The organism is Pseudomonas moraviensis subsp. stanleyae (assembly GCF_036283065.1).
GTDB lineage: Bacteria > Pseudomonadota > Gammaproteobacteria > Pseudomonadales > Pseudomonadaceae > Aquipseudomonas > Aquipseudomonas stanleyae.
In genome coordinates this window covers 1-19,741 of record NZ_JAADJI010000021.1, presented here as the reverse complement: position 1 = coordinate 19,741, position 19,741 = coordinate 1, and the positions used below count along the sequence as shown (strand labels likewise).

Here is a 19,741-nt window from a genome sequence, read left to right as displayed (position 1 = left end):
TAGGCAATGGACTACAACACCGCGCTATGTCGGCGTAGCCCTAATTACACGGGCGCATTGCACGTTTTTGGTGCTCTCTGAACCTGTACAAAAATTCGCTAGACATGTAACACCCATTACATAAATACTCTTTTAACGGATTGTGAAACGAATTCGACACCCCATCCAGCAGGAGCCCGGATGCCCCCTCTCAGAGACCTGATCACCGATCCCGGCCTCGACCTGACGCCTTCAGAGCGCAAGGTTGTCCGCGCCCTGCTCGATCAGTATCCGCGCAACGGTCTCGGGCCCATGGCACGGCTGGCCGAACATGCCGGTGTCAGCGATCCGACCATCGTCCGTCTGGTGAAGAAACTTGGTTTCGGCGGTTATGCCGAATTCCAGGAAGCCCTGCTCAGCGACATGGATCATCGCCTGCGCTCACCGCGCACACTGTTGCAGCCGCGCGCGCAGCAGAACAAGGACGACGCCTGGGCTCATTATCTGGCCGACAGCCACCGCTTGCTGGTCGACACCCAGGCCCTGACCCAACCCGAGGACGTGCGCATCCTTGTGGAATGGCTGCTCGACAGCCGCCATCAGGTCTACTGCTTCGGTGGTCGTTTCAGCATTCTCATGGCCAATTACCTGCTCAACCACCTGCGCCTGCTGCGTCCTGGCTGCTTCGCCCTGGAAGACAACGCCCTGCTGCCCGACCGTTTGTACGATCTGCAACGTCAGGACGTGGTGCTGGTCTTCGACTACCGGCGCTACCAGACCCAAGCCCTGCGCGTTGCGCAGGCGGCGAAAAACAACAACGCGCGAGTGGTGCTGTTCACCGATGTCTATGCCTCGCCGCTGCGCGAATTGGCCGACCTGATCATCAGCGCACCGGTGGAATCGGCGTCGCCCTTCGACACCATGGTGCCGGCGCTGGCGCAGGTCGAGGCGCTGATTGCCTGCCTGACCTTGCGCGTGCCGGACCCGGCCGATCGCCTGGAAGGCATCGATGCTGTGCGCAACGACTTTGCGACTCACCTGCTGGAGGAAAAATAAGGATGTTCAGCCTTCCCCACCGCTCGCCTCGGGACTTGCCGTTTGTGGTCGATCACACCGCATTGTTGCTGGTGGACATGCAGCGCGCCTGGCTCGAGCCGCAATTCGACCCGCACCTGAGCGGGCCGGACGCCGAGTATTTTCTCCAGCGCACGCGCAGCCAGGTGGTGCCCAATCAGCAACGGCTGTTAGGTGCCTTCCGCCAGGCGCAGCAGAATGTGCTGCACACGATTATCGAAAGCCTGACCGCCGACGGTCGCGACCGCTCGCTGGATCACAAGCTGTCGGACATGCACCTGCCCAAGGGCAGCGCGCAAGCTCAGGTCATCGCTGAACTGACCCCGGCCGAGAACGAAATCATGCTGCCGAAGACCTCCTCCGGGGTGTTCAACTCGACCAACATCGACTACGTGCTGCGCAACCTGCAGACCCGTCATTTGATCATCGCTGGCATCGTCACCGACCAATGTGTCGACATGGCCGTGCGCGACGCCGCCGACCGTGGCTATCTGGTCACGCTGGTGGAGGACGCCTGCGCGACTTACACCGCCGAACGCCACCACGCCTGCCTCAATGCAATCAAGGGTTACTGCTGGATCACCGATACTGACACCGTGCTCAGCCGTTTGCGGGAGATGCAGCCATGAGCACACGCCTGTCGCCGCTGCCGATGACCACGCTGGTCACCACTGACCTGATTGGCATCACCCGTGGCCGCTCGTTTCCTTCCGATGAGCTGGAGCATTACCAGGCAGCGGGCTGCGGCTGGGTTCCGGCCAACAGTGCGTTGACGCCACAAGACATCATCGCTTCGAGTAATCCGTGGGGCGCATACGGCGACCTGCGGCTGATTCCGGATCTGAGCAGCCGTGTCACCGTCGGCAACGGCCCGGACGTCAATGCGCCGGTGCTGGACTTCATCCACACCGATATTCGCGAGACCGACGGCCAGGCTTGGGGCGCCTGCCCTCGTACATTGCTGCGCGACGAAATCGAGCGCTATCACGATGAGCTCGGTTTGCAGGTCAACGCCGCCTTCGAACATGAATTCAACCTGCATGCCGGGCTCGCGGAACACGCAGCGTTCTCTCTCGAAGCGCAGCGCCAGGGTGCTGAATTCGCCGGCTGGCTGCTCAGCGCCCTGCGCGCCGGCGGGGTCGAGCCGGAAATGTTCCTGCCGGAATACGGCAAGCACCAATACGAAATCACTTGCCGCCCGACCCTCGGCGTGGCGGCGGCGGATCGTGCGGTCAATGTGCGTGAAATCACCCGGGAAATCGCCCGGCAGATGGGTCTCGACCTGAGTTTTGCACCGAAGACCGCCGCCGAGGCGGTGTGCAATGGTGTGCATCTGCACGTCAGCCTGCTCGATCTGGCCGGTCAACCGATGCTGTACGACGCCGGCACCAGCAACGGCCTGTCGAGCATCGGCCAGCACTGGGCTGCCGGCGTCCTGCATTATCTGCCGGCACTCTGCGCCTTCACCGCACCCACGCCGCTGTCGTACGAACGTTTGCAGCCGCACCACTGGAGCGCGTCCTACGCTTGCCTGGGGCAGCAGAACCGTGAAGCGGCGCTGCGCATCTGCCCGACCGTGACCTTGGGTGGCAAGTCTGCTGCACAGCAGTTCAACCTGGAATTCCGCGCCATGGACGCCACCGCCTCGCCGCATCTGGCTATGGCCGCGCTGCTGATCGCCGGGCGGCTGGGCATCGAACAGCGTCTGGCGCTGAACGCGATCACCGATGAAATTCCCGATTCACTCAACGACGAGCAACGCAAGGCCCGGGGCATTGTCGCCCTGCCTGCCTCGCTGGCGCAGGCGCTGGATTGCCTGCGCGACAGTTCAGCCTTCAATGAATGGCTGCCCAAGCCGCTGCTCGACACGTATTACGCCCTGAAAACCGAGGAACTGGCGCTGACGGAACAGCTCTCGCCCGCTGACCTGTGTGAGCACTATGCACGCCTGTACTGAATCCGCCGAACTGGGCCTATTCAACCGCCCGGTCTACAACCTGAGCCGCGAGGACTCGACGAACCCGTTGATCCTCGTGTGCGAACACGCCAGTCGTTACATCCCCGAAGCCCTGAATAATCTGGGCCTGGACGAGGCGGCCGCGCGCGAACACATCGCTTGGGACATCGGCGCGCTGCAACTGGCCGAAGAGCTATCGGAACAGCTCGGCGCCACCCTGCTCAGCGCCAACTATTCAAGGCTGTTGATCGACCTCAACCGCCCGCGCCATGCACCGGACAGCATTCCAGTGCAGAGCGAGATCTACCAGATCCCTGGCAACCGCGAGCTGGACGAGGCGGCCCGCGAGTACCGCCGGCAGACCCTGTTCAAACCGTTTCATGCACGTTTACAGACGTTGATCGATGAGCGCATTGCCCAAGGCCAGACGGTGCGCGTGGTCGGTATTCACAGTTTCACCCCGGTGTATTACGGCCAGCCGCGACCGCTGGAAGTCGGCGTGCTGTTCGGCCAGGCCAAAGCCTACGCCCAGCGCCTGCTCGACGGGCTGCAAGCGCATCCGCTGAAAGTCGCGGGCAACCAGCCGTACAGAATTGATCCCCTGGGCGACATGACCGTGCCGGTGCACGGCGATGCCCGCGGCCTCGAAGCGGTGCTGATCGAGGTGCGCAACGATCTTCTGCGCAGCCCCGAAGCGGTGTCGCGCTGGGCCGGCTACCTGGCACCTTTGCTGTAAGAATCGCGGTAAATGATGGACCGATAGAACAACTAAAACGACCGATGGCTGACAAGGAGTTGCGCTTCATGGAAATTGAAGAATTCGGCTACAAGCAAGAGTTGAAACGTAGCCTGACGCTGACCGATCTGGTGGTGTACGGGATGATCTTCATGATCCCCATCGCCCCGTTCGGTGTGTATGGCTATGTCAACGCCGAGGCACCGGGGATGGTGCCGCTGGCGTACATCATCGGCATGGTCGCGATGCTGTTTACCGCACTGAGTTACGGCAGCATGGCCAAGGCTTTTCCGATTGCCGGCTCGGTCTATTCCTACGCCCAGCGCGGCCTCAATCAACACGTCGGCTTCATTGCTGGCTGGCTGATGCTGCTCGACTACCTGCTGATTCCGCCGCTGCTGTACCTGTATGCGGCGATGGCGCTCAACCATTTGTACCCGGATATTCCCAAGGTTGGCTTCATCCTGGCGTTCCTGGTCAGCGCAACGTTCGTCAACCTGCGCGGCATCACCTTTACCGCGCGGATGAACATCCTGTTCTTGCTGGCGCAACTGGTGGTACTGGGCATCTTCCTGTTCTACGCCTGGAATGCGTTGCACAACGGCGGCGGCAATGGCGAGCTGACACTGGCGCCGCTGTATCACCCGGAAACCTTCAACTTCGCCCTGCTGATGCAAGCGGTATCGATCGCTGTACTGTCGTTCCTCGGCTTCGATGCGATCTCGACCCTTGCCGAAGAAATCAAGGAAGACCCGGGCCGCAGCGTCGGCAGAGCGGCGCTGATCACCCTCGCGGTAATGGGCACGATTTTCGTGGTGCAGACGTGGATTGCCACCGATCTGGCGGCGGGCATGGGCTTCAAGTCCGCCGACACCGCGTTCTATGAAATCGCTGAAATCGCCGCCGGCAGCTGGCTGGCGACCCTTACCGCCGTCGCCACGGCGCTGGCCTGGGGCGTGGCCGTGGCGATCACCTCGCAGGCCGCCGTCTCGCGCCTGCTGTTCGGCATGGCCCGCGACGGCAAACTGCCGAAAGTGCTGGCCAGGGTCCATCCGAAACACAACACGCCGTACCTGAGCATCTATCTGGTGGCGGTGCTGTCATTGCTGATCTGCTACCTGTTCATCAATGCGGTGGACATTCTCACTTCGCTGATCAACTTCGGCGCCCTCAGCGGTTTCATGCTGTTGCACCTGACGGTGATCAACCACTACTGGCGTCGGCAGAAGTCGGGTCAGGTTGTGCGCCATCTGCTCTGCCCGGTGATCGGCTTCATCATCGTCGCCGCGATCATGTACAACATGGGCGTCGATGCGCAGAAACTCGGCCTGATCTGGATTGCCCTGGGTCTGGTTTATCTGTTTTTCCTCAACAAGCTCGGCGCCAGCACTGCGCTGCCCGATCCGAGCAAAGGCTGACAAGAAAAAGAGCGGCGTCTGACAACAAATCAGGCGACCGCCGATTTAACGCGTGGAAACCGACAGTGATAGTCAGGTTCGGCGAACGGTCCGAACCTTTTGATACAGGAGTACATCCATGCTGGTCTTACGCCCAGTCGAGCAGAATGATCTGCCCCAGCTACAGCGCCTGGCCCGCGAGAGCCTGATCGGCGTGACCTCGCTGCCCGATGACAGCGAACACCTGCGCGAGAAAATCGCTGCCTCGTGCGCGTCCTTCGACAGCGCCGCCACGGCGCAGGGGCCGGAAAACTATTTCTTTGTGCTCGAAGATCTTGATCGCCAGCAATTGGTCGGCTGCTCGGAAATCCTCGCTACCGCCGGCTTCAAGGAGCCGTTCTACAGCCTGCGCAACCGCCATTTCACCAGCGCTTCGCGAGAGTTGAACATCGAGCATGGCGTGCCGGCGTTGTCGCTGTGCCATGACCTCAGCGGGCATACCCTGCTGCGCGGTTTCCACATCGACGCCGCGCTGGTGCGCACGCCGTTTTCCGAACTGCTGTCGCGGGCGCGCCTGCTGTTCATTGCCGCCCATGCACAGCGGTTCTCCGAGGCGGTGATTACCGAGATCGTCGGCTACAGCGACGAGCACGGGCACTCGCCATTCTGGGATGCGCTGGGCAAGCACTTCTTCGACCTGCCCTACGCCGAAGCCGAGCGTCTGTGCGGGTTGCAGAGCCGCACGTTCCTCGCCGAACTGATGCCGCAATACCCGATCTACGTGCCGATGCTGCCGCAAGCGGCGCAGGATTGTATCGGCCGCGTGCATCCGGACGGCCAGGAAGCATTCGACATCCTCGAGCGTGAAGGCTTCGAAACCAACAGCTACATCGACCTGTTCGACGCCGGTCCGACCCTGTATGCGCGCACCGCGAACATTCGCTCGATCGCGGCCAGCCAGACTGCAACTGTCAGGCAACAAGCCTCGACCGACGCCCGCGGCCGTTACCTGCTGAGCAACGACGCCCTGCATGACTACCGCGCGATCGTCACCGAACTCGATTATCACCGCGATCAACCGCTGCCCCTGACGCCCGCCATCTGCGCGGCGCTGAAGGTCAGCGATGGCAGTTCGATTCGGTTGGTCGCGCTGTGAGCCGCGCTTGCCGTGGCTGCCTGAATCGGTACGCCGAAGGAGTTGGAGCATGATCGTCCGTCCGGTAAAAGTCAGCGACCTGCCTGCCTTGATGACCCTCGTCGAACAGGCCGGGCCAGGTTTCACCACCCTTCCAGCCAACGAAGACCGCCTCGCGCATCGGGTGCGCTGGGCGCAACGGGCGTTCGCCGAACAGGTGGAACGCGCTGATGCCGATTACCTGTTTGTGCTCGAGGATGATGACCAGCGCGTGGTCGGTGTCAGCGCGATGGCCGGCGCCGTCGGCTTGCGCGAGCCCTGGTACAACTACCGGCTCGGGGTGACCGTCAGTTCGGCGCCGGACCTGGGCATTCAGCGGCAGATTCCGACGCTGTTCCTGAATAACGAGCTGACCGGCCAATCGGAGCTGTGCTCGTTGTTCCTGCGCCATGATCAGCGCAGCGGCAGCAACGGCCGCTTGTTGTCGCTGGGGCGTCTGCTGTTTGTCGCCGAGTTTCCGCATCTGTTTGGCGAGAAGATGATCGCCGAACTGCGCGGCAGCGCCGATGAAAATGGGTGCTCGCCGTTCTGGGACAGCCTCGGTCGGCATTTTTTCCAGATGGATTTCACCCATGCCGATCACCTTTCAGGCCTGGGCAACAAAGCCTTTATTGCCGAACTGATGCCGCGTCAGCCGCTGTACACCTGCCTGCTGACCGAACAGGCGCAGGCGGCGATCGGCCAGACTCATCCAAACACCCAGCCGGCGTTGAAAATCCTTCAGGCCGAAGGTTTTACGCACCAAGGTTACATCGACATTTTCGACGGTGGCCCGGTCATCGAAGCGCCGATCCGCAGCATCCGCACGGTGCGCGACAGCCTCGAACTGACCCTGAGCCTCGGCACCCCGGATGAGCAGGCGCCACTGTGGCTGATTCACAACCGTCGGTTAGAAAACTGCCGCATCACCGTGGCCCGCGGTCGTCTGGTGGGCAATAGCCTGATGGTTGATCGGCTCACTGCCAAACGCCTGCAACTTCAGCCGGGCAATTCGGTGCGCGCGGTGCTCCTGCCCCATCAACAGCAACACGCCGTGGCGGCCTGACATCCAGCGCGGGAGATTAAACCTTTCAGCCGCCAGTCCTGCCGCGCAAATTCGTCATGATTCTTGACCCATTCGCGTGATAGCCTTTTCATTCTTCGGCGTTGACACCTTTGCTCAAGCCTTTCCATTCCTTATGTATTGGTGGAACTCGTATGACCAGGCTTTCCCATCAAGATTTGCGCCGTAATTTTCGTCAGCTGCTGGCCTCCGACGCTTGCTATCACACGGCTTCGGTGTTCGACCCAATGTCCGCCCGCATCGCTGCTGACCTGGGTTTTGAAGTGGGTATTCTCGGCGGTTCCGTCGCTTCGCTGCAGGTACTCGGCGCACCGGACTTCGCCCTGATCACCCTCAGCGAATTCGCCGAACAGGCTACGCGCATTGGCCGCGTCGCCCAATTGCCAGTGATCGCCGACGCCGACCACGGCTACGGCAACGCCCTTAACGTCATGCGCACCATCGTCGAACTGGAACGCGCCGGCGTCGCGGCACTGACTATCGAAGACACCCTGCTGCCCGCGCAATTCGGGCGCAAATCCACCGACCTGATCACTGTGGCCGAAGGCGTCGGCAAGATCCGCGCGGCGCTGGAAGCCCGGGTCGACACCGAGATGGCAATCATCGCCCGCACCAACGCCGGCATTCTGCCGAACCAGGAAATCATCAGCCGCACCCGCCAATATCAGGCGGCAGGCGCTGACGGTATCTGCATGGTCGGCGTGCAGGACTTCGATCAACTGGAACAGATCGCCGAGCACCTGACCGTGCCGCTGATGCTGGTCACCTACGGCAACCCGGCGCTGCGCGACGACAAACGCCTCGCCGAACTGGGCGTGCGCGTGACCATCGACGGCCATGGCGCCTACTTCGCCGCGATCAAAGCGACCTACGACAGCCTGCGCGAACAGCGGCAGATATTCACCCAGGCCGCCGACCTGAGCGCGACTGAACTGACCCACACCTATACCCAGCCCGAGGAATACATTCTCTGGGCCAAGGAGTACATGAGCGTCAAGGAATGATGCATACGCTGCATCGTCCCCTTCGCGAGCAGGCTCGCTCCCACAGTTGAAATGCGGTCCCCTGTGGAAGCGAGCCTGCTCGCGAAAGCGCTTTCCGCTATGCCGCTAAACCGTGTTTCCGCCACACAAAAGCCCCTCACCCTAGCCCTCTCCCAGAGGGAGAGGGGACTGAATGGGGGATGCTCAGGATCTGCGCCGACGTGGTGAACCGTGTTGAGTGCGAGTTTGAATTCAGCAGATAATTTTCAAGCTTGCCGCACTAATTATGTACAACACGGTCAGTCCCCTCTCCTGGGGGAGAGGGCTAGGGTGAGGGGTGAGTCAACTGACACCCCGCCCCAAACTTTCACACCACCAATCCCATCACCGCGGCTTGGCCAACTCCATGATCATCCGCGACAACAAATAAATCCGCGGCGCCACGCTCGCGACTTCGGCGTATTCCTCGGGCGTGTGAATATTGCCGCCGACGATCCCGAAGCCATCCAGCGTCGGCGTCCCGACGCCTGCGGACAGACTCGCATCCGCCGCGCCACCGCTGCCTTCCTCGGTCAGCTTGCGGCCAATCTCGCCGTAAATCCCTTGAGCCATGGCCATCAAGCGATCCGACTCAGCCGTCTGCGGCATCGGCGGCAGTCCGCGCTGCAGAGAGGTTTTCACCTCGGTCTCGGTAATCAACTTGTCCTGCGAGACCCGCGCCAGATCCTTCTCGATGCGATCGAACTCCTCCGGCACCGCCGCGCGCACGTCAGCCTTGGCCGTGGCCTGAACAGGAATCACGTTGGTGCGGTCGCCGGCGTTGAGCACGGTGAAGTTGATGGTGGTTTTCTTCGCCTCGTCGCCGAGCTTGCCCAATTGCAGAATCTGGTGCGCCGCTTCCATCGCCGCGTTCCGGCCCAATTCCGGCGCAACGCCGGCGTGGGCGGCTTTGCCTTTGACTTCAACCAGCGCCGTCGCACTGCCCTTGCGCCACACCACCAGGCCATCGGCCGGACGGCCCGGTTCGAGGTTGAGGGTGACGTCGTGCTGTTTGGCGGTTTTCTTGATCAGATCAGTGGCGACGTCCGAGCCGGTTTCTTCGCTGGCATCGAGCAGGAAAGTGATCTGCGCGTAATCCTTGAAGTCTAGGTTCTTCAGCACTTTCAGCGCATAGATGCCGGCGACGATGCCGCCCTTGTCGTCCATCACCCCCGGCCCGTAGGCGCGACCGTCCTTGATGTGGAATGGCCGTTCGGCTGCCGAGCCTTCCTTGAACACCGTGTCCATGTGCGCCATCAGCAGGATCTTCGCTTTGCCGGTGCCTTTGAGCGTGGCCAGCACATGGTTGGATTTGTCCGGCGTGTTCGGCACCAACTCGATAGTGGCGCCGAGTTTCTTCAGCTCATCAATGGCAATGTCGCCGACCTGTTTCAGGCCAGGCTCATAACCTGAACCGGAGTCGATATTGACCAGCCGCTCCAACAGCTTCAGGGCTTCAGGCTGGTACTGCTCGGCATCGGCGAGCACTTGTTTATGCGGTTCGGCGGCGTTTACGGCCGAGAACGCGAGGGACAGACCGAGGCTGGCGGCCAGCAGAGAGCGAGGAAATGAGAACGTCATGAAGCAGTCCTTGTTTCGTGTCGGGGGAGTTCAACCGTAACCGACATTGGCGCAAGGCTCTATAGCGGATGCGACACTGATCTAACCGACAACACATCCCCTGTGGGAGCGAGCCTGCTCGCGAAGGCGTCGTGGCAAACGATATTGATACCGCCTGACCCAGCGCTTTCGCGAGCAGGCTCGTTCCCACAGGTACCAGCCCTCCCCCCTCAGACCGAATCCAGCAGCGCCTGCCTCGGCTTATTGTCGCTGTTGCAAATCACCCGATTGCGCCCACTCGCCTTGGCTTCATACAACGCCTGATCAGCATCATCCAGCCACCGCGTGGCGTCGGCATGGCTCGGGTCGTAGGCGGCCAGGCCAATGCTTAGACTGACCTTCAGCGCCGGGTTCTGCTCGTAGCCCAGCATTGCGAAGCGCTCGCGCAAGGCTTCCATGGCCTGGGCGGCGTTGAACAGCGGCAGCTCCGGCAGGATCACGCAGAATTCATCGCCGCCGTAGCGGCCGGCTACATCGCTGGCGCGCAGATTGTGCTTGAGCAACTTGCTCAACTGGCGCAGGACGATGTCGCCAGCGACGTGGCCGTAGGTGTCGTTGATCGCTTTGAAGTGATCGATATCGATCAGCGCAATCGCCGCGCCCTGCTGCTGGCGTTTGCAACGCTGGAATGCGAGGTTCAGTTGATCCTTCCATGCGCCGTGGTTGAGTAGCCCGGTCAGGCTGTCGGTACGACTGAGCGCCAACAGCTCGCGCTTGTGCCGGCCGAGGGTCGAGGCCTGACGAAAGCAGATCCAGCCCAGCGCCAGCGGATACAGCAATAACAACGGCAAACAGGCGTAAAGCTCCAGTGGCGTTGTTTGCGGGATAAACGCCGGCGCAAACATCACCAGGCCCAAGCCTATTCCGAAAAGCTGCGCAGCCGTCCCGGCGAGTAGAAATCGCCCACCGCCAATGGCGACGTTGTTCATCGCCATCATCGAAATCGTGGTCGCGCTGGGCAGCGGATTGAATTGCATGGCAGCGACCCAGAAGCCGCCCATGAACGCGTCGATCAACAAATTGCGGTGTTCGGCGCGAAACGGCACGCTCGAACGGCGCGCCCATTGAAAGGCCAGATGCGGCCAGATCAAGCCGTTGAACAGCATCAGGCCCCACACCCACAGCGGCGGATCGAGGGTATACATCGCCGCGCTGACACACATCAGCCCGAGCAGCAGCCCGAACACCCGCGACCTGTACAGCCTCCTGGCCAGTGAAAGTCCCTTTCCCCGCGTATTTCCCATAAGGGCCTCGACCGCGCGATGCGATGGTTACAACCCGACACGGATGTGTTCGGAGTCTATCAGGGCGCCGTTAAATAGCCATCACCGGCCAGCGGCCTGAATAGAGCGCTATCAGCGCCGCACACGAAGCCCAGAGTTGGCTATAAATGAAACAGGGAAAAGGAAAAACAACTATAAAAAGGGGGCCCATGCACACCTACCATGTGTTGATCATCGGCAGCGGCTTCGGCGGCCAGTGCGCGGCGGTCAACCTGCTCAAAGCCGGGATTGACGACTTCCGCATACTGGAGCGACGCGACTTCTTCGGCGGCACCTGGTGCCAGAACACCTACCCCGGCGCAGCGGTGGACGTGCCGTCGCCGCTGTATTCGCTGTCATTCGCACCCTACCGCTGGTCGCAGATGTTCGCCGAACAGGCGGAACTGCAACGCTACACCGAGCAGGTGATCGAGCAGTTCGGTTTGCGCGAGCGAGTGGAGCTGCAAGCCGATGTCGAGCGCGTCGAATGGGACGAGGCGGAAAAACGCTGGACGGTGCACACCCGCGCCAAAGGCATCTTTCACACGCAGTTCCTGATCAACGCCTCCGGGCCGTTGAGTCAGCCGGTCATCCCACATTTCCCCGGGATGGATCGCTTTCAAGGCAAGACGTTTCACACAAACCATTGGGATCACAGCTACGACTATCACGATAAACGCGTGGCGATCGTCGGCAGCGGTGCCAGCGCCGCCCAGGTGATTCCGGCGATTGCACCGCAAGTCGAACACCTGCATGTGTTTCAGCGCACGCCGCATTGGGTGTTGCCGCGTGCCGATCGCAAATTCGGCCGGTTCCAGCGCTGGCTGCTCGGTTTGAAACCGGCGTACAAGCTGTTGCGATGGCTGATCTACTGGCAATTCGAAACCCGAGTGATCGCTTTCAAATACTCGAAACCGGCGATTCACCTGGTCCAGCAACATGCCCTGCGCTTTCTCAAGCGCCAGGTTCCGGACCCGCTGCTGCGACAGAAGCTCACCCCGGATTTCACCATCGGTTGCAAACGGGTGCTGGTGTCCAGCACGTACTACCCGGCGCTGAGCCGCGCCAACGTCACGCTGCACAGTCGCGAGCATGGCATCGCGTCGATCGACGAAAGCGGGATCAACACGCTGGACGGCGAGCATCTCGATGTTGATCTGATCGTCTGGTCGACCGGTTACGACGCCACCGACGGGGTGATTTCCTACCCGGTCAGCGGCAAAAACGCGGTGCAACTCAGAGATGTCTGGGCCGAATACCCGCGCGCCTATCTGGGCACCAGCCTGCCGGACTTCCCCAATCTGTTCATCGTCACCGGGCCGAACACCGGCATTGGCCACACCTCGGCGCTGTTCATCATCGAATCGCAGATGAATTACATCCTCGACTGCATCCGCACCGTGCAGGCCAAAGGCCTGCGCAGCATCGAAGTGCGCCATGACGCGGAACGTACCTACACTGCAATGATCCACCGGGAAATGCAGCGCACGGTATGGAAGTCCGGCGGCTGCCACAGTTGGTACCAGAGCAAGAGCGGTCATGTGATCGCGATGTTTCCCGGCTTCAGTTTCAGCTATCACCTGCTGACCCGGGCGCTGAAACCGGCCGACCATATTTTTTCCTGAACACGTAAAAGGAAGACGTCGATGCTTTTGCTGTTTGTCGCACTCGCGGTTTTCGTGGCCTGGAGCTGGTTGAGTTACCCGGCGGTCGGCCATTGGCTGTACGACCTGGCCATGGCCATCGAGGCCAGGTTGTACAAATTGCACAAGATCGAAGTGCCGATCGCCGAAATGACCGTGTCGACCTGGCAAGGCGGGCCCTACGAGGCGTCGAGCGCGATTCTAATGCTGCACGGCTTCAGCGCCGACAAAAACCTCTGGCTGCGCTGCGCCCGACACTTCGTCCGCCAGTATCGGGTGATCATCCCGGATCTGGCCGGCCACGGCGAAACCGGCTTCAAGGCTGGCGGCGGTTACGACATTGCGGTGCAGGCCAAACGCATGATTCAGCTGCTCGATGTCTGCGGCGTGGAGAAAGTCCATGTCATCGGCAACTCCATGGGCGGCTACATCGCTGCGTGGCTCGCGGCGAGCTATCCCGAGCGGATCGCCTCGCTGGCTTTGATCGACCCGGCCGGCGTCACCGCACCGGAGCCAAGCGACATGGAGCGTCACCTGGCGCGCGGGCACAATCCGTTCCTGATCAACTCCCGCGAAGAGTTTCAGCGTTTCTACGCGATGACCATGGAGTCGCCGCCGTGGGTGCCGAAGCTGGTGCTGGACGCCGTCGCCCAGCGGTATGAGCAACAGCGCGATGAGCTCGAAGAAATCTTCCGCGACTTCCACGCCAGCCCGCCGATGGAACCGAAACTGGCCGATATCAAATGCCCGGCGCTGTTGCTGTGGGGGCGCAAGGACCGCCTGATCGACGTCAGCAGCGTACCGGTCTGGAGCAAGGGCATTGCCAATCTCGAAGTGGATGTGTGGGATCACGTCGGGCACATGCCGATGGTCGAACAGCCGGCGAAAACGGCGCGGTTGTACCAGCAATTTCTGGGATCGCAAAAATGAACGCTTACCCTGTGGCGAGGGAGCTTGCTCCCGCTGGGCTGCGCAGCAGACCCAATGCCAGCGCGTTGAATCAGACTCCGCGCATTCGCAGGAGAGGGGCCGCTTCGCGCCCCGGCGGGAGCAAGCTCCCTCGCCACAGGTGGGTATTTCAACCCCAAGACATCGGCGGTTGGCGATGAACATCCTTTACGACGAACGCCTCGACGGTCCGTTGCCCGAGGTAAACAAGGCCGAATTGCTCAAGGCCCTGCAACAAGCCCTGCCGGATCTGGACATCCTCTGGCGCGAGGATGAACTCAAACCCTACGAATGCGACGGCCTGTCCGCCTACCGCACCACGCCGATGCTGGTGGCCCTGCCCCGGCGTCTCGAACAGGTGCAGACCCTGCTGAAACTCTGCCATCAGAACAACGTGCCGGTGGTTGCCCGAGGTGCCGGCACCGGATTGTCCGGCGGCGCGCTGCCACTGGAAAAAGGCCTGCTGCTGGTGATGGCGCGGTTCAACAACATCCTGCATATCGACCCCGCCGCCCGTATCGCGCGGGTTCAGCCGGGAGTGCGCAACCTCGCCATCTCCCAGTCCGCCGCTCCATTCGGCCTGTATTACGCGCCGGATCCGTCATCGCAGATCGCCTGTTCGATCGGCGGCAACGTCGCAGAAAACGCCGGTGGCGTGCATTGCCTCAAGTACGGCCTGACCGTGCACAACGTGCTGAAAATCGAAGTGCTGACCATCGAGGGCGAACGCCTGACGCTGGGCTCCGAGGCGCTCGATTCCGCCGGCTTCGACCTGCTCGCGTTGTTCACCGGCTCCGAAGGTCTGTTGGGAATCATCACCGAAGTCACGGTGAAGCTATTGCCGAAACCGCAAGTCGCCAAGGTCTTGCTCGGCAGTTTCGATTCCGTGGAGAAGGCCGGCCGCGCCGTCGCCGAGATCATCGCCGCCGGGATCATCCCCGGCGGCCTGGAAATGATGGACAACCTCGCTATTCGCGCCGCCGAAGACTTTATCCACGCCGGTTATCCGGTCGACGCCGAAGCGATTCTGCTGTGCGAACTCGACGGCGTTGAAGCTGACGTGCACGACGATTGCCGACGGGTGCGCGAAGTCATGACAACGGCCGGCGCCACTGAGGTGCGCCAGGCTCAGGACGAGGCTGAACGCGTGCGTTTCTGGGCCGGGCGCAAAAACGCCTTCCCGGCGATTGGTCGGTTGTCGCCGGATTATTACTGCATGGACGGCACCATCCCGCGCCGCGAATTGCCCGCCGTGCTGCAAGGTATCGCCAGCCTCGGCGAGGAATATGGTTTGCGCGTGGCCAACGTGTTCCATGCCGGCGACGGCAACATGCACCCGCTGATTCTGTTCGATGCCAACCAGCCGGGCGAGCTGCATCGCGCCGAGGCGTTGGGCGGCAAGATCCTCGAACTGTGCGTGAAGGTCGGCGGCAGCATTACCGGTGAGCACGGCGTCGGCCGCGAGAAAATCAATCAGATGTGCGCGCAGTTCAACAGCGACGAGTTGCTGCTGTTTCACGCGGTCAAAGCCGCATTCGACCCGCAGGGCCTGCTCAACCCCGGCAAGAACATTCCGACCCTGCACCGCTGCGCCGAATTTGGCGCGATGCACATCCACGCCGGGCAACTGCCCTTCCCCGAGCTGGAGCGATTCTGATGGCTGATTTCGATGCCGCCGAGGCCCTGCTCGACCAAGTGAATGCTGCGCGAGCCAATGCCATGCCGTTGAAGATTCAGGGCGGCAACAGCAAGGCGTTTCTTGGTCGCGAGGTGGCCGGCGAAGTGCTCGACAGCCGCGCCCATCGCGGCATCGTCCAGTACGATCCGACGGAACTGGTGGTCACGGTGCGCGCCGGCACGCCATTGTCCGAGCTGCTCGCGGCGCTGGATGACGCCGGGCAAATGTTGCCCTGCGAACCGCCATCCTTCGCTGACAGCGCCACGGTCGGCGGCATGATCGCCGCAGGGTTGTCCGGGCCGCGCCGGCCGTGGTCCGGTTCGGTGCGCGATTTCGTCCTCGGCACGCGGGTGATCACCGGTCTCGGTCAGCATCTGCGCTTCGGTGGCGAAGTGATGAAAAACGTCGCCGGTTATGACCTGTCGCGGCTGATGGCCGGCAGTTTCGGCTGCCTCGGGGTGCTGACCGAAGTGTCACTGAAAGTCCTGCCGAAACCACGCCAGTGCCTGAGCATTCGCCTCGACATCGATTGTGTCCGCGCTTTGAGCAAACTCGCTGAGTGGGGTCAGCAACCGCTGCCGATCAGCGCCGCGTGCCACGACGGCCAAAGTCTGTATTTGCGTCTGGAAGGTGGCGAAGGATCGGTGACGGCGGCTCATCAACGCATCGGCGGCGAACCGCTGGATTCGGTTTTCTGGCGCGATCTCAACGAACAGCGCCTGAGGTTTTTCGACGAAGGCTTGCCGCTGTGGCGCCTGTCATTGCCAAACAATCTCGGCCCGCTCGAGCTGCCCGGCGAGCAACTGATCGACTGGGCGGGCGCACAACGCTGGCTCAAATCCGATAGCACCGAGATTCACGCCCTCGCCCAATCATTTGGCGGCCATGCGACGTGCTTTACGCACGGCGCCACCGATTCGCCGTTTCAACCTTTGGCGCCGACCTTGCTGCGCTACCACCGGCAACTCAAGGCGCAACTCGACCCGCAAGGGCTGTTCAACCCCGGGCGAATGTACGCGGAGGTCTAGCCATGCAAACCACCCTCAGCGAGCAATCGCGCCAATTACCCCGCGCCGCCGAGGCGGAAAAGATCCTGCGCACCTGCGTGCATTGCGGCTTCTGCAACGCGACGTGCCCGACCTATCAATTGCTCGGCGATGAACTGGATGGGCCGCGCGGGCGCATTTATCTGATCAAGCAAGTGCTGGAAGGCGCACCCGCCACCGAGCAGACGCAGTTGCATCTGGATCGCTGCCTGTCGTGTCGCAATTGCGAAACCACCTGCCCGTCCGGCGTCGACTACCACAACCTGCTCGACATCGGTCGCGCGGTGGTTGATCACGCGGTGCCGCGCCCGGCCGCCCAGCGTTTGCTGCGCGAAGGCCTGCGCGCGTTGGCGCCGAATCCGGGTTTGTTCAAGGGGTTGCTGCGAATGGGCGCGACCTTTCGACCACTGCTGCCGCGCCTGCTGGAAAGCAAACTGCCGCAGCGCTTGGGCGTTATGGGATCGCGCCCTGCTCCTCGGCATGCGCGCCGGGTGTTGTTGCTCGAAGGTTGCGTGCAACCGGGTTTGTCGCCGAATACCAATGACGCGACGGCGCGGGTGCTTGATCGCCTGGGCATCAGCGTTACGCCGGTGAGCGAGGCCGGTTGTTGCGGCGCGCTCGATTATCACCTCGATGCACAGGCCAAGGGCCTCGACCGTGCCCGGCAGAACATCGATGCCTGGTGGCCGCATCTGCAGAACGGCGCCGAAGCCATCGTGCAGACGGCCAGCGGTTGTGGCGCGTTCATCAAGGACTACGGGCATTTGCTTGCGGACGATCCGATCTACGCTTTGAAAGCACGGCGGATCAGCGAAATGACCCGGGATCTGGTGCAAATCCTCGCTGAGGAACCGCTGGAACAAGTCTGCGCCGCCAGCGAACGGCGCATCGCCGTGCATTGCCCATGCACTTTGCAGCACGCGCTGAAACTCGGCGGCGCGGTGGAAGCAGTGCTGACCCGGCTCGGTTTCAACCTTACGCCGGTGCCGGACGGCCATTTGTGTTGCGGCTCGGCGGGCACCTACTCGCTGACGCAACCGGTGCTGGCACGGCAACTGCGCGACCAGCGCCTCAACGCGCTGGAAAGCGGCCGGCCTGAGTTGATCGTCACCTCCAATGTGGGCTGTCAGAGTCATCTGGCCAGCGCCGGGCGCACGCCGGTCAAGCATTGGATCGAGCTGGTGGATCAGTCGTTGGCAGAATGAAGTTCGTAGGATTCTTCGTTTGCCCGCGTGGGCAAAGGCTGCGATCTTTCCCGGCATCCATTCCGTGACCGTGGCAGGAATTTTTTTCATGACCGTGCAGCCGTTCGTCAGCCCCGACCTGATCCGCCAACGCTTCTCCCGAGCGATGTCCGACATGTACCGCGAAGAGGTGCCGCTGTACGGCGCGCTGATGGAACTGGTGGAGAAAACCAACCGCGAAGTGATCGCACGTCAGCCTGACATTGCCGGGCAACTCAAGCGCACCGGCGAAATCGAACGGCTGGACATGGAACGCCACGGCGCCATCCGCGTCGGCACCGCGACCGAACTGGCTACCCTCGCCCGCTTGTTCGCAGTGATGGGCATGCAACCGGTGGGTTATTACGACCTGACCCCGGCGGGCGTGCCGGTGCATTCAACGGCGTTTCGCGCGGTGCATGAAGAGGCGCTGCAGATCAGCCCGTTTCGCGTTTTCACCTCGTTGCTGCGTCTAGAGCTGATTGAAGATTCTGAACTGCGTTCGTTTGCCGAGTTGGTGCTGGCCCGTCGTGCGATCTTCACCGACGCCGCGTTGCGCCTGATTGAACAGGCGGAAACAGCAGGCGGCTTGAATGAAACTGAAGCCGCAGAATTCGTCCGACAGGCACTGGAAACTTTTCGCTGGCACCACAGCGCCACCGTCAGCGCTGCGCAATACCAGAAACTCAGCGCCCAGCACCGCTTGGTCGCCGACGTCGTCGCATTCAAAGGCCCACACATCAATCACCTGACGCCACGTACGCTGGACATCGACACCGTGCAGCAACAAATGCCCGCCCATGGCATCACACCGAAAGCGGTGATCGAAGGCCCACCGCGCCGCAACTGCCCGATCCTGCTACGCCAGACCAGCTTCAAAGCACTGGACGAACCGATCGCCTTCACCGATCAGCCCGAAACCCGAGGCAGCCACAGCGCGCGTTTCGGCGAAATCGAACAACGCGGCGCGGCCCTCACGCCCAAAGGTCGCGCGCTGTATGACCGCCTGTTGAATGCTGCTCGCGATGAATTGGGCGACTTTCCCAACGAAGCCAACGCCGCACGCTACAACGCGCTGATGACTCAGCACTTTGCGGAATTTCCTGACAGCATCGAGGGCATGCGCGAACAGGGGCTGGCGTACTTTCGTTATTTCGCTACGGAAAAGGGTTTGGCGGCGCACGGACTTGGCGAATCGTCCCTGGAGGACTTGTTGCGCGATGGCTACGTGAAAGCGGAGCCGCTGGTGTACGAAGATTTCCTGCCGGTGAGCGCAGCCGGGATTTTTCAGTCGAACCTGGGCGATTCTGCGCAGACGCATTACGCCGAACACTCCAATCGCCAGGCTTTTGAAGAAGCGCTGGGGCGCCCGACTATTGATGAGTTGGAGTTGTACGCCGAGACGCAACGGCGGTCGCTTGAAGAATGTGCCAAAACTTTGGGTATCAAGCTGACCTGAGCTTTGCGCCGCCCTACTGTAGGAGCGAGCCTGCTCGCGATAGCGGTGTGTCAGGCGCTGATGTTTTGCCTGAACAGATGCCTTCGCGAGCAGGCTCGCTCCCACAGGTTCGGTGTAGGCCCAAGCCTTAGGGCGATCCACGAATTCCATGTGGGAGCGAGCCTGCTCGCGAAGGCAACACCTCGGTCCCGGCAAATGCCCAACTGCGCAAGAAGTTGCGCAGTTGGTCGTAATATTTCAGGGGGTAAATCCTCTGTAGCCCCCGCAGTCAAAGGCCTGCAGCCAAGTGCGCAAGAAGTTGCGCAGTACTGCGCAACTTCTTGCGCACTTTCTCCGGACTTTTCCGCTAAAAATCGCCCCGAATGATCACCAACGACCATGGCGTCCCCGCCATCCGGGCTCCGCGCAAAACCTGGCACGCTCCTTGATAACAGTCAGT

At 61.7% G+C, this 19,741-nt stretch carries 16 protein-coding genes; 14 read left to right on the top strand and 2 right to left on the bottom strand.

Annotation, left to right across the window (positions count from 1 at the left end; all coding sequences use genetic code 11):
* Positions 1-180: 180 nt before the first annotated feature.
* From GXB78_RS27705 to GXB78_RS27670, 8 genes are all read left to right on the top strand, one after another.
* Positions 181-1,035 carry a MurR/RpiR family transcriptional regulator gene (locus tag GXB78_RS27705; RefSeq protein ID WP_329517812.1) on the top strand — a complete coding sequence of 285 codons (855 nt, stop codon included), beginning with the start codon at positions 181-183 and terminating at the stop codon, positions 1,033-1,035.
* A gap of 2 nt (positions 1,036-1,037) precedes the next feature.
* A complete protein-coding gene (locus GXB78_RS27700) occupies positions 1,038-1,682 on the top strand; it encodes an isochorismatase family cysteine hydrolase (protein WP_329517811.1) in 645 nt (214 codons plus the stop codon).
* Positions 1,679-3,010: a type I glutamate--ammonia ligase gene (locus GXB78_RS27695; RefSeq protein ID WP_329517810.1), complete on the top strand. Its 1,332-nt coding sequence runs from the start codon at positions 1,679-1,681 to the stop codon at positions 3,008-3,010. Before GXB78_RS27700 ends, GXB78_RS27695 begins: the two co-directional genes overlap by 4 nt.
* Entirely contained in the window at positions 2,994-3,746 is a 753-nt protein-coding gene (locus GXB78_RS27690; protein WP_329517809.1) for an N-formylglutamate amidohydrolase, read from the top strand. Before GXB78_RS27695 ends, GXB78_RS27690 begins: the two co-directional genes overlap by 17 nt.
* A 68-nt stretch (positions 3,747-3,814) precedes the next feature.
* Positions 3,815-5,164, top strand: coding sequence for an APC family permease (locus GXB78_RS27685; protein ID WP_329517808.1), 1,350 nt, complete (start codon positions 3,815-3,817; stop codon positions 5,162-5,164).
* A 118-nt stretch (positions 5,165-5,282) separates the two neighbouring features.
* Positions 5,283-6,299 carry an arginine N-succinyltransferase gene (locus GXB78_RS27680; RefSeq protein WP_329517807.1) on the top strand — a complete coding sequence of 339 codons (1,017 nt, stop codon included), beginning with the start codon at positions 5,283-5,285 and terminating at the stop codon, positions 6,297-6,299.
* Between the two features lie 49 nt (positions 6,300-6,348).
* A complete protein-coding gene (gene astA, locus GXB78_RS27675) occupies positions 6,349-7,383 on the top strand; it encodes an arginine N-succinyltransferase (protein WP_329517806.1) in 1,035 nt (344 codons plus the stop codon).
* A gap of 152 nt (positions 7,384-7,535) precedes the next feature.
* On the top strand, positions 7,536-8,405 hold the full coding sequence (locus tag GXB78_RS27670) for an isocitrate lyase/PEP mutase family protein (protein ID WP_329517805.1): 870 nt from the start codon (positions 7,536-7,538) through the stop codon (positions 8,403-8,405).
* A 363-nt stretch (positions 8,406-8,768) separates the two neighbouring features.
* On the opposite strand, the gene GXB78_RS27665 is transcribed toward GXB78_RS27670, so the two are convergent.
* Positions 8,769-10,004, bottom strand: a complete 1,236-nt coding sequence (locus tag GXB78_RS27665; RefSeq protein WP_329517804.1) for a M20/M25/M40 family metallo-hydrolase — start codon at positions 10,002-10,004, stop codon at positions 8,769-8,771.
* Positions 10,005-10,213: 209 nt separating this feature from the next.
* Entirely contained in the window at positions 10,214-11,287 is a 1,074-nt protein-coding gene (locus tag GXB78_RS27660) for a diguanylate cyclase (protein WP_329517803.1), read from the bottom strand.
* A gap of 188 nt (positions 11,288-11,475) precedes the next feature.
* Between GXB78_RS27660 and GXB78_RS27655 the strand changes: the two genes are divergently transcribed.
* The 6 genes from GXB78_RS27655 (at position 11,476) to hglS (ending at position 19,302) form a co-directional block, all read left to right on the top strand.
* Positions 11,476-12,930, top strand: coding sequence for a flavin-containing monooxygenase (locus tag GXB78_RS27655; protein WP_329517802.1), 1,455 nt, complete (start codon positions 11,476-11,478; stop codon positions 12,928-12,930).
* Positions 12,931-12,951: 21 nt separating this feature from the next.
* Positions 12,952-13,878 (top strand): alpha/beta fold hydrolase, encoded by a 927-nt coding sequence (locus GXB78_RS27650; protein ID WP_329517801.1) that lies wholly within the window; start codon positions 12,952-12,954, stop codon positions 13,876-13,878.
* A 175-nt stretch (positions 13,879-14,053) separates the two neighbouring features.
* The gene (gene glcD / locus GXB78_RS27645) at positions 14,054-15,553 is read left to right on the top strand and encodes a glycolate oxidase subunit GlcD (RefSeq protein WP_329517800.1); all 1,500 of its coding nucleotides are present in this window, start codon (positions 14,054-14,056) and stop codon (positions 15,551-15,553) included.
* Positions 15,553-16,602, top strand: coding sequence for a glycolate oxidase subunit GlcE (gene glcE, locus GXB78_RS27640; RefSeq protein WP_329517799.1), 1,050 nt, complete (start codon positions 15,553-15,555; stop codon positions 16,600-16,602). Before glcD ends, glcE begins: the two co-directional genes overlap by 1 nt.
* A gap of 2 nt (positions 16,603-16,604) precedes the next feature.
* The gene (glcF, locus tag GXB78_RS27635) at positions 16,605-17,825 is read left to right on the top strand and encodes a glycolate oxidase subunit GlcF (protein ID WP_329517798.1); all 1,221 of its coding nucleotides are present in this window, start codon (positions 16,605-16,607) and stop codon (positions 17,823-17,825) included.
* Between the two features lie 88 nt (positions 17,826-17,913).
* The gene (hglS, locus tag GXB78_RS27630) at positions 17,914-19,302 is read left to right on the top strand and encodes a 2-oxoadipate dioxygenase/decarboxylase HglS (RefSeq protein WP_329517797.1); all 1,389 of its coding nucleotides are present in this window, start codon (positions 17,914-17,916) and stop codon (positions 19,300-19,302) included.
* The last annotated feature ends 439 nt before the right edge of the window (positions 19,303-19,741 follow it).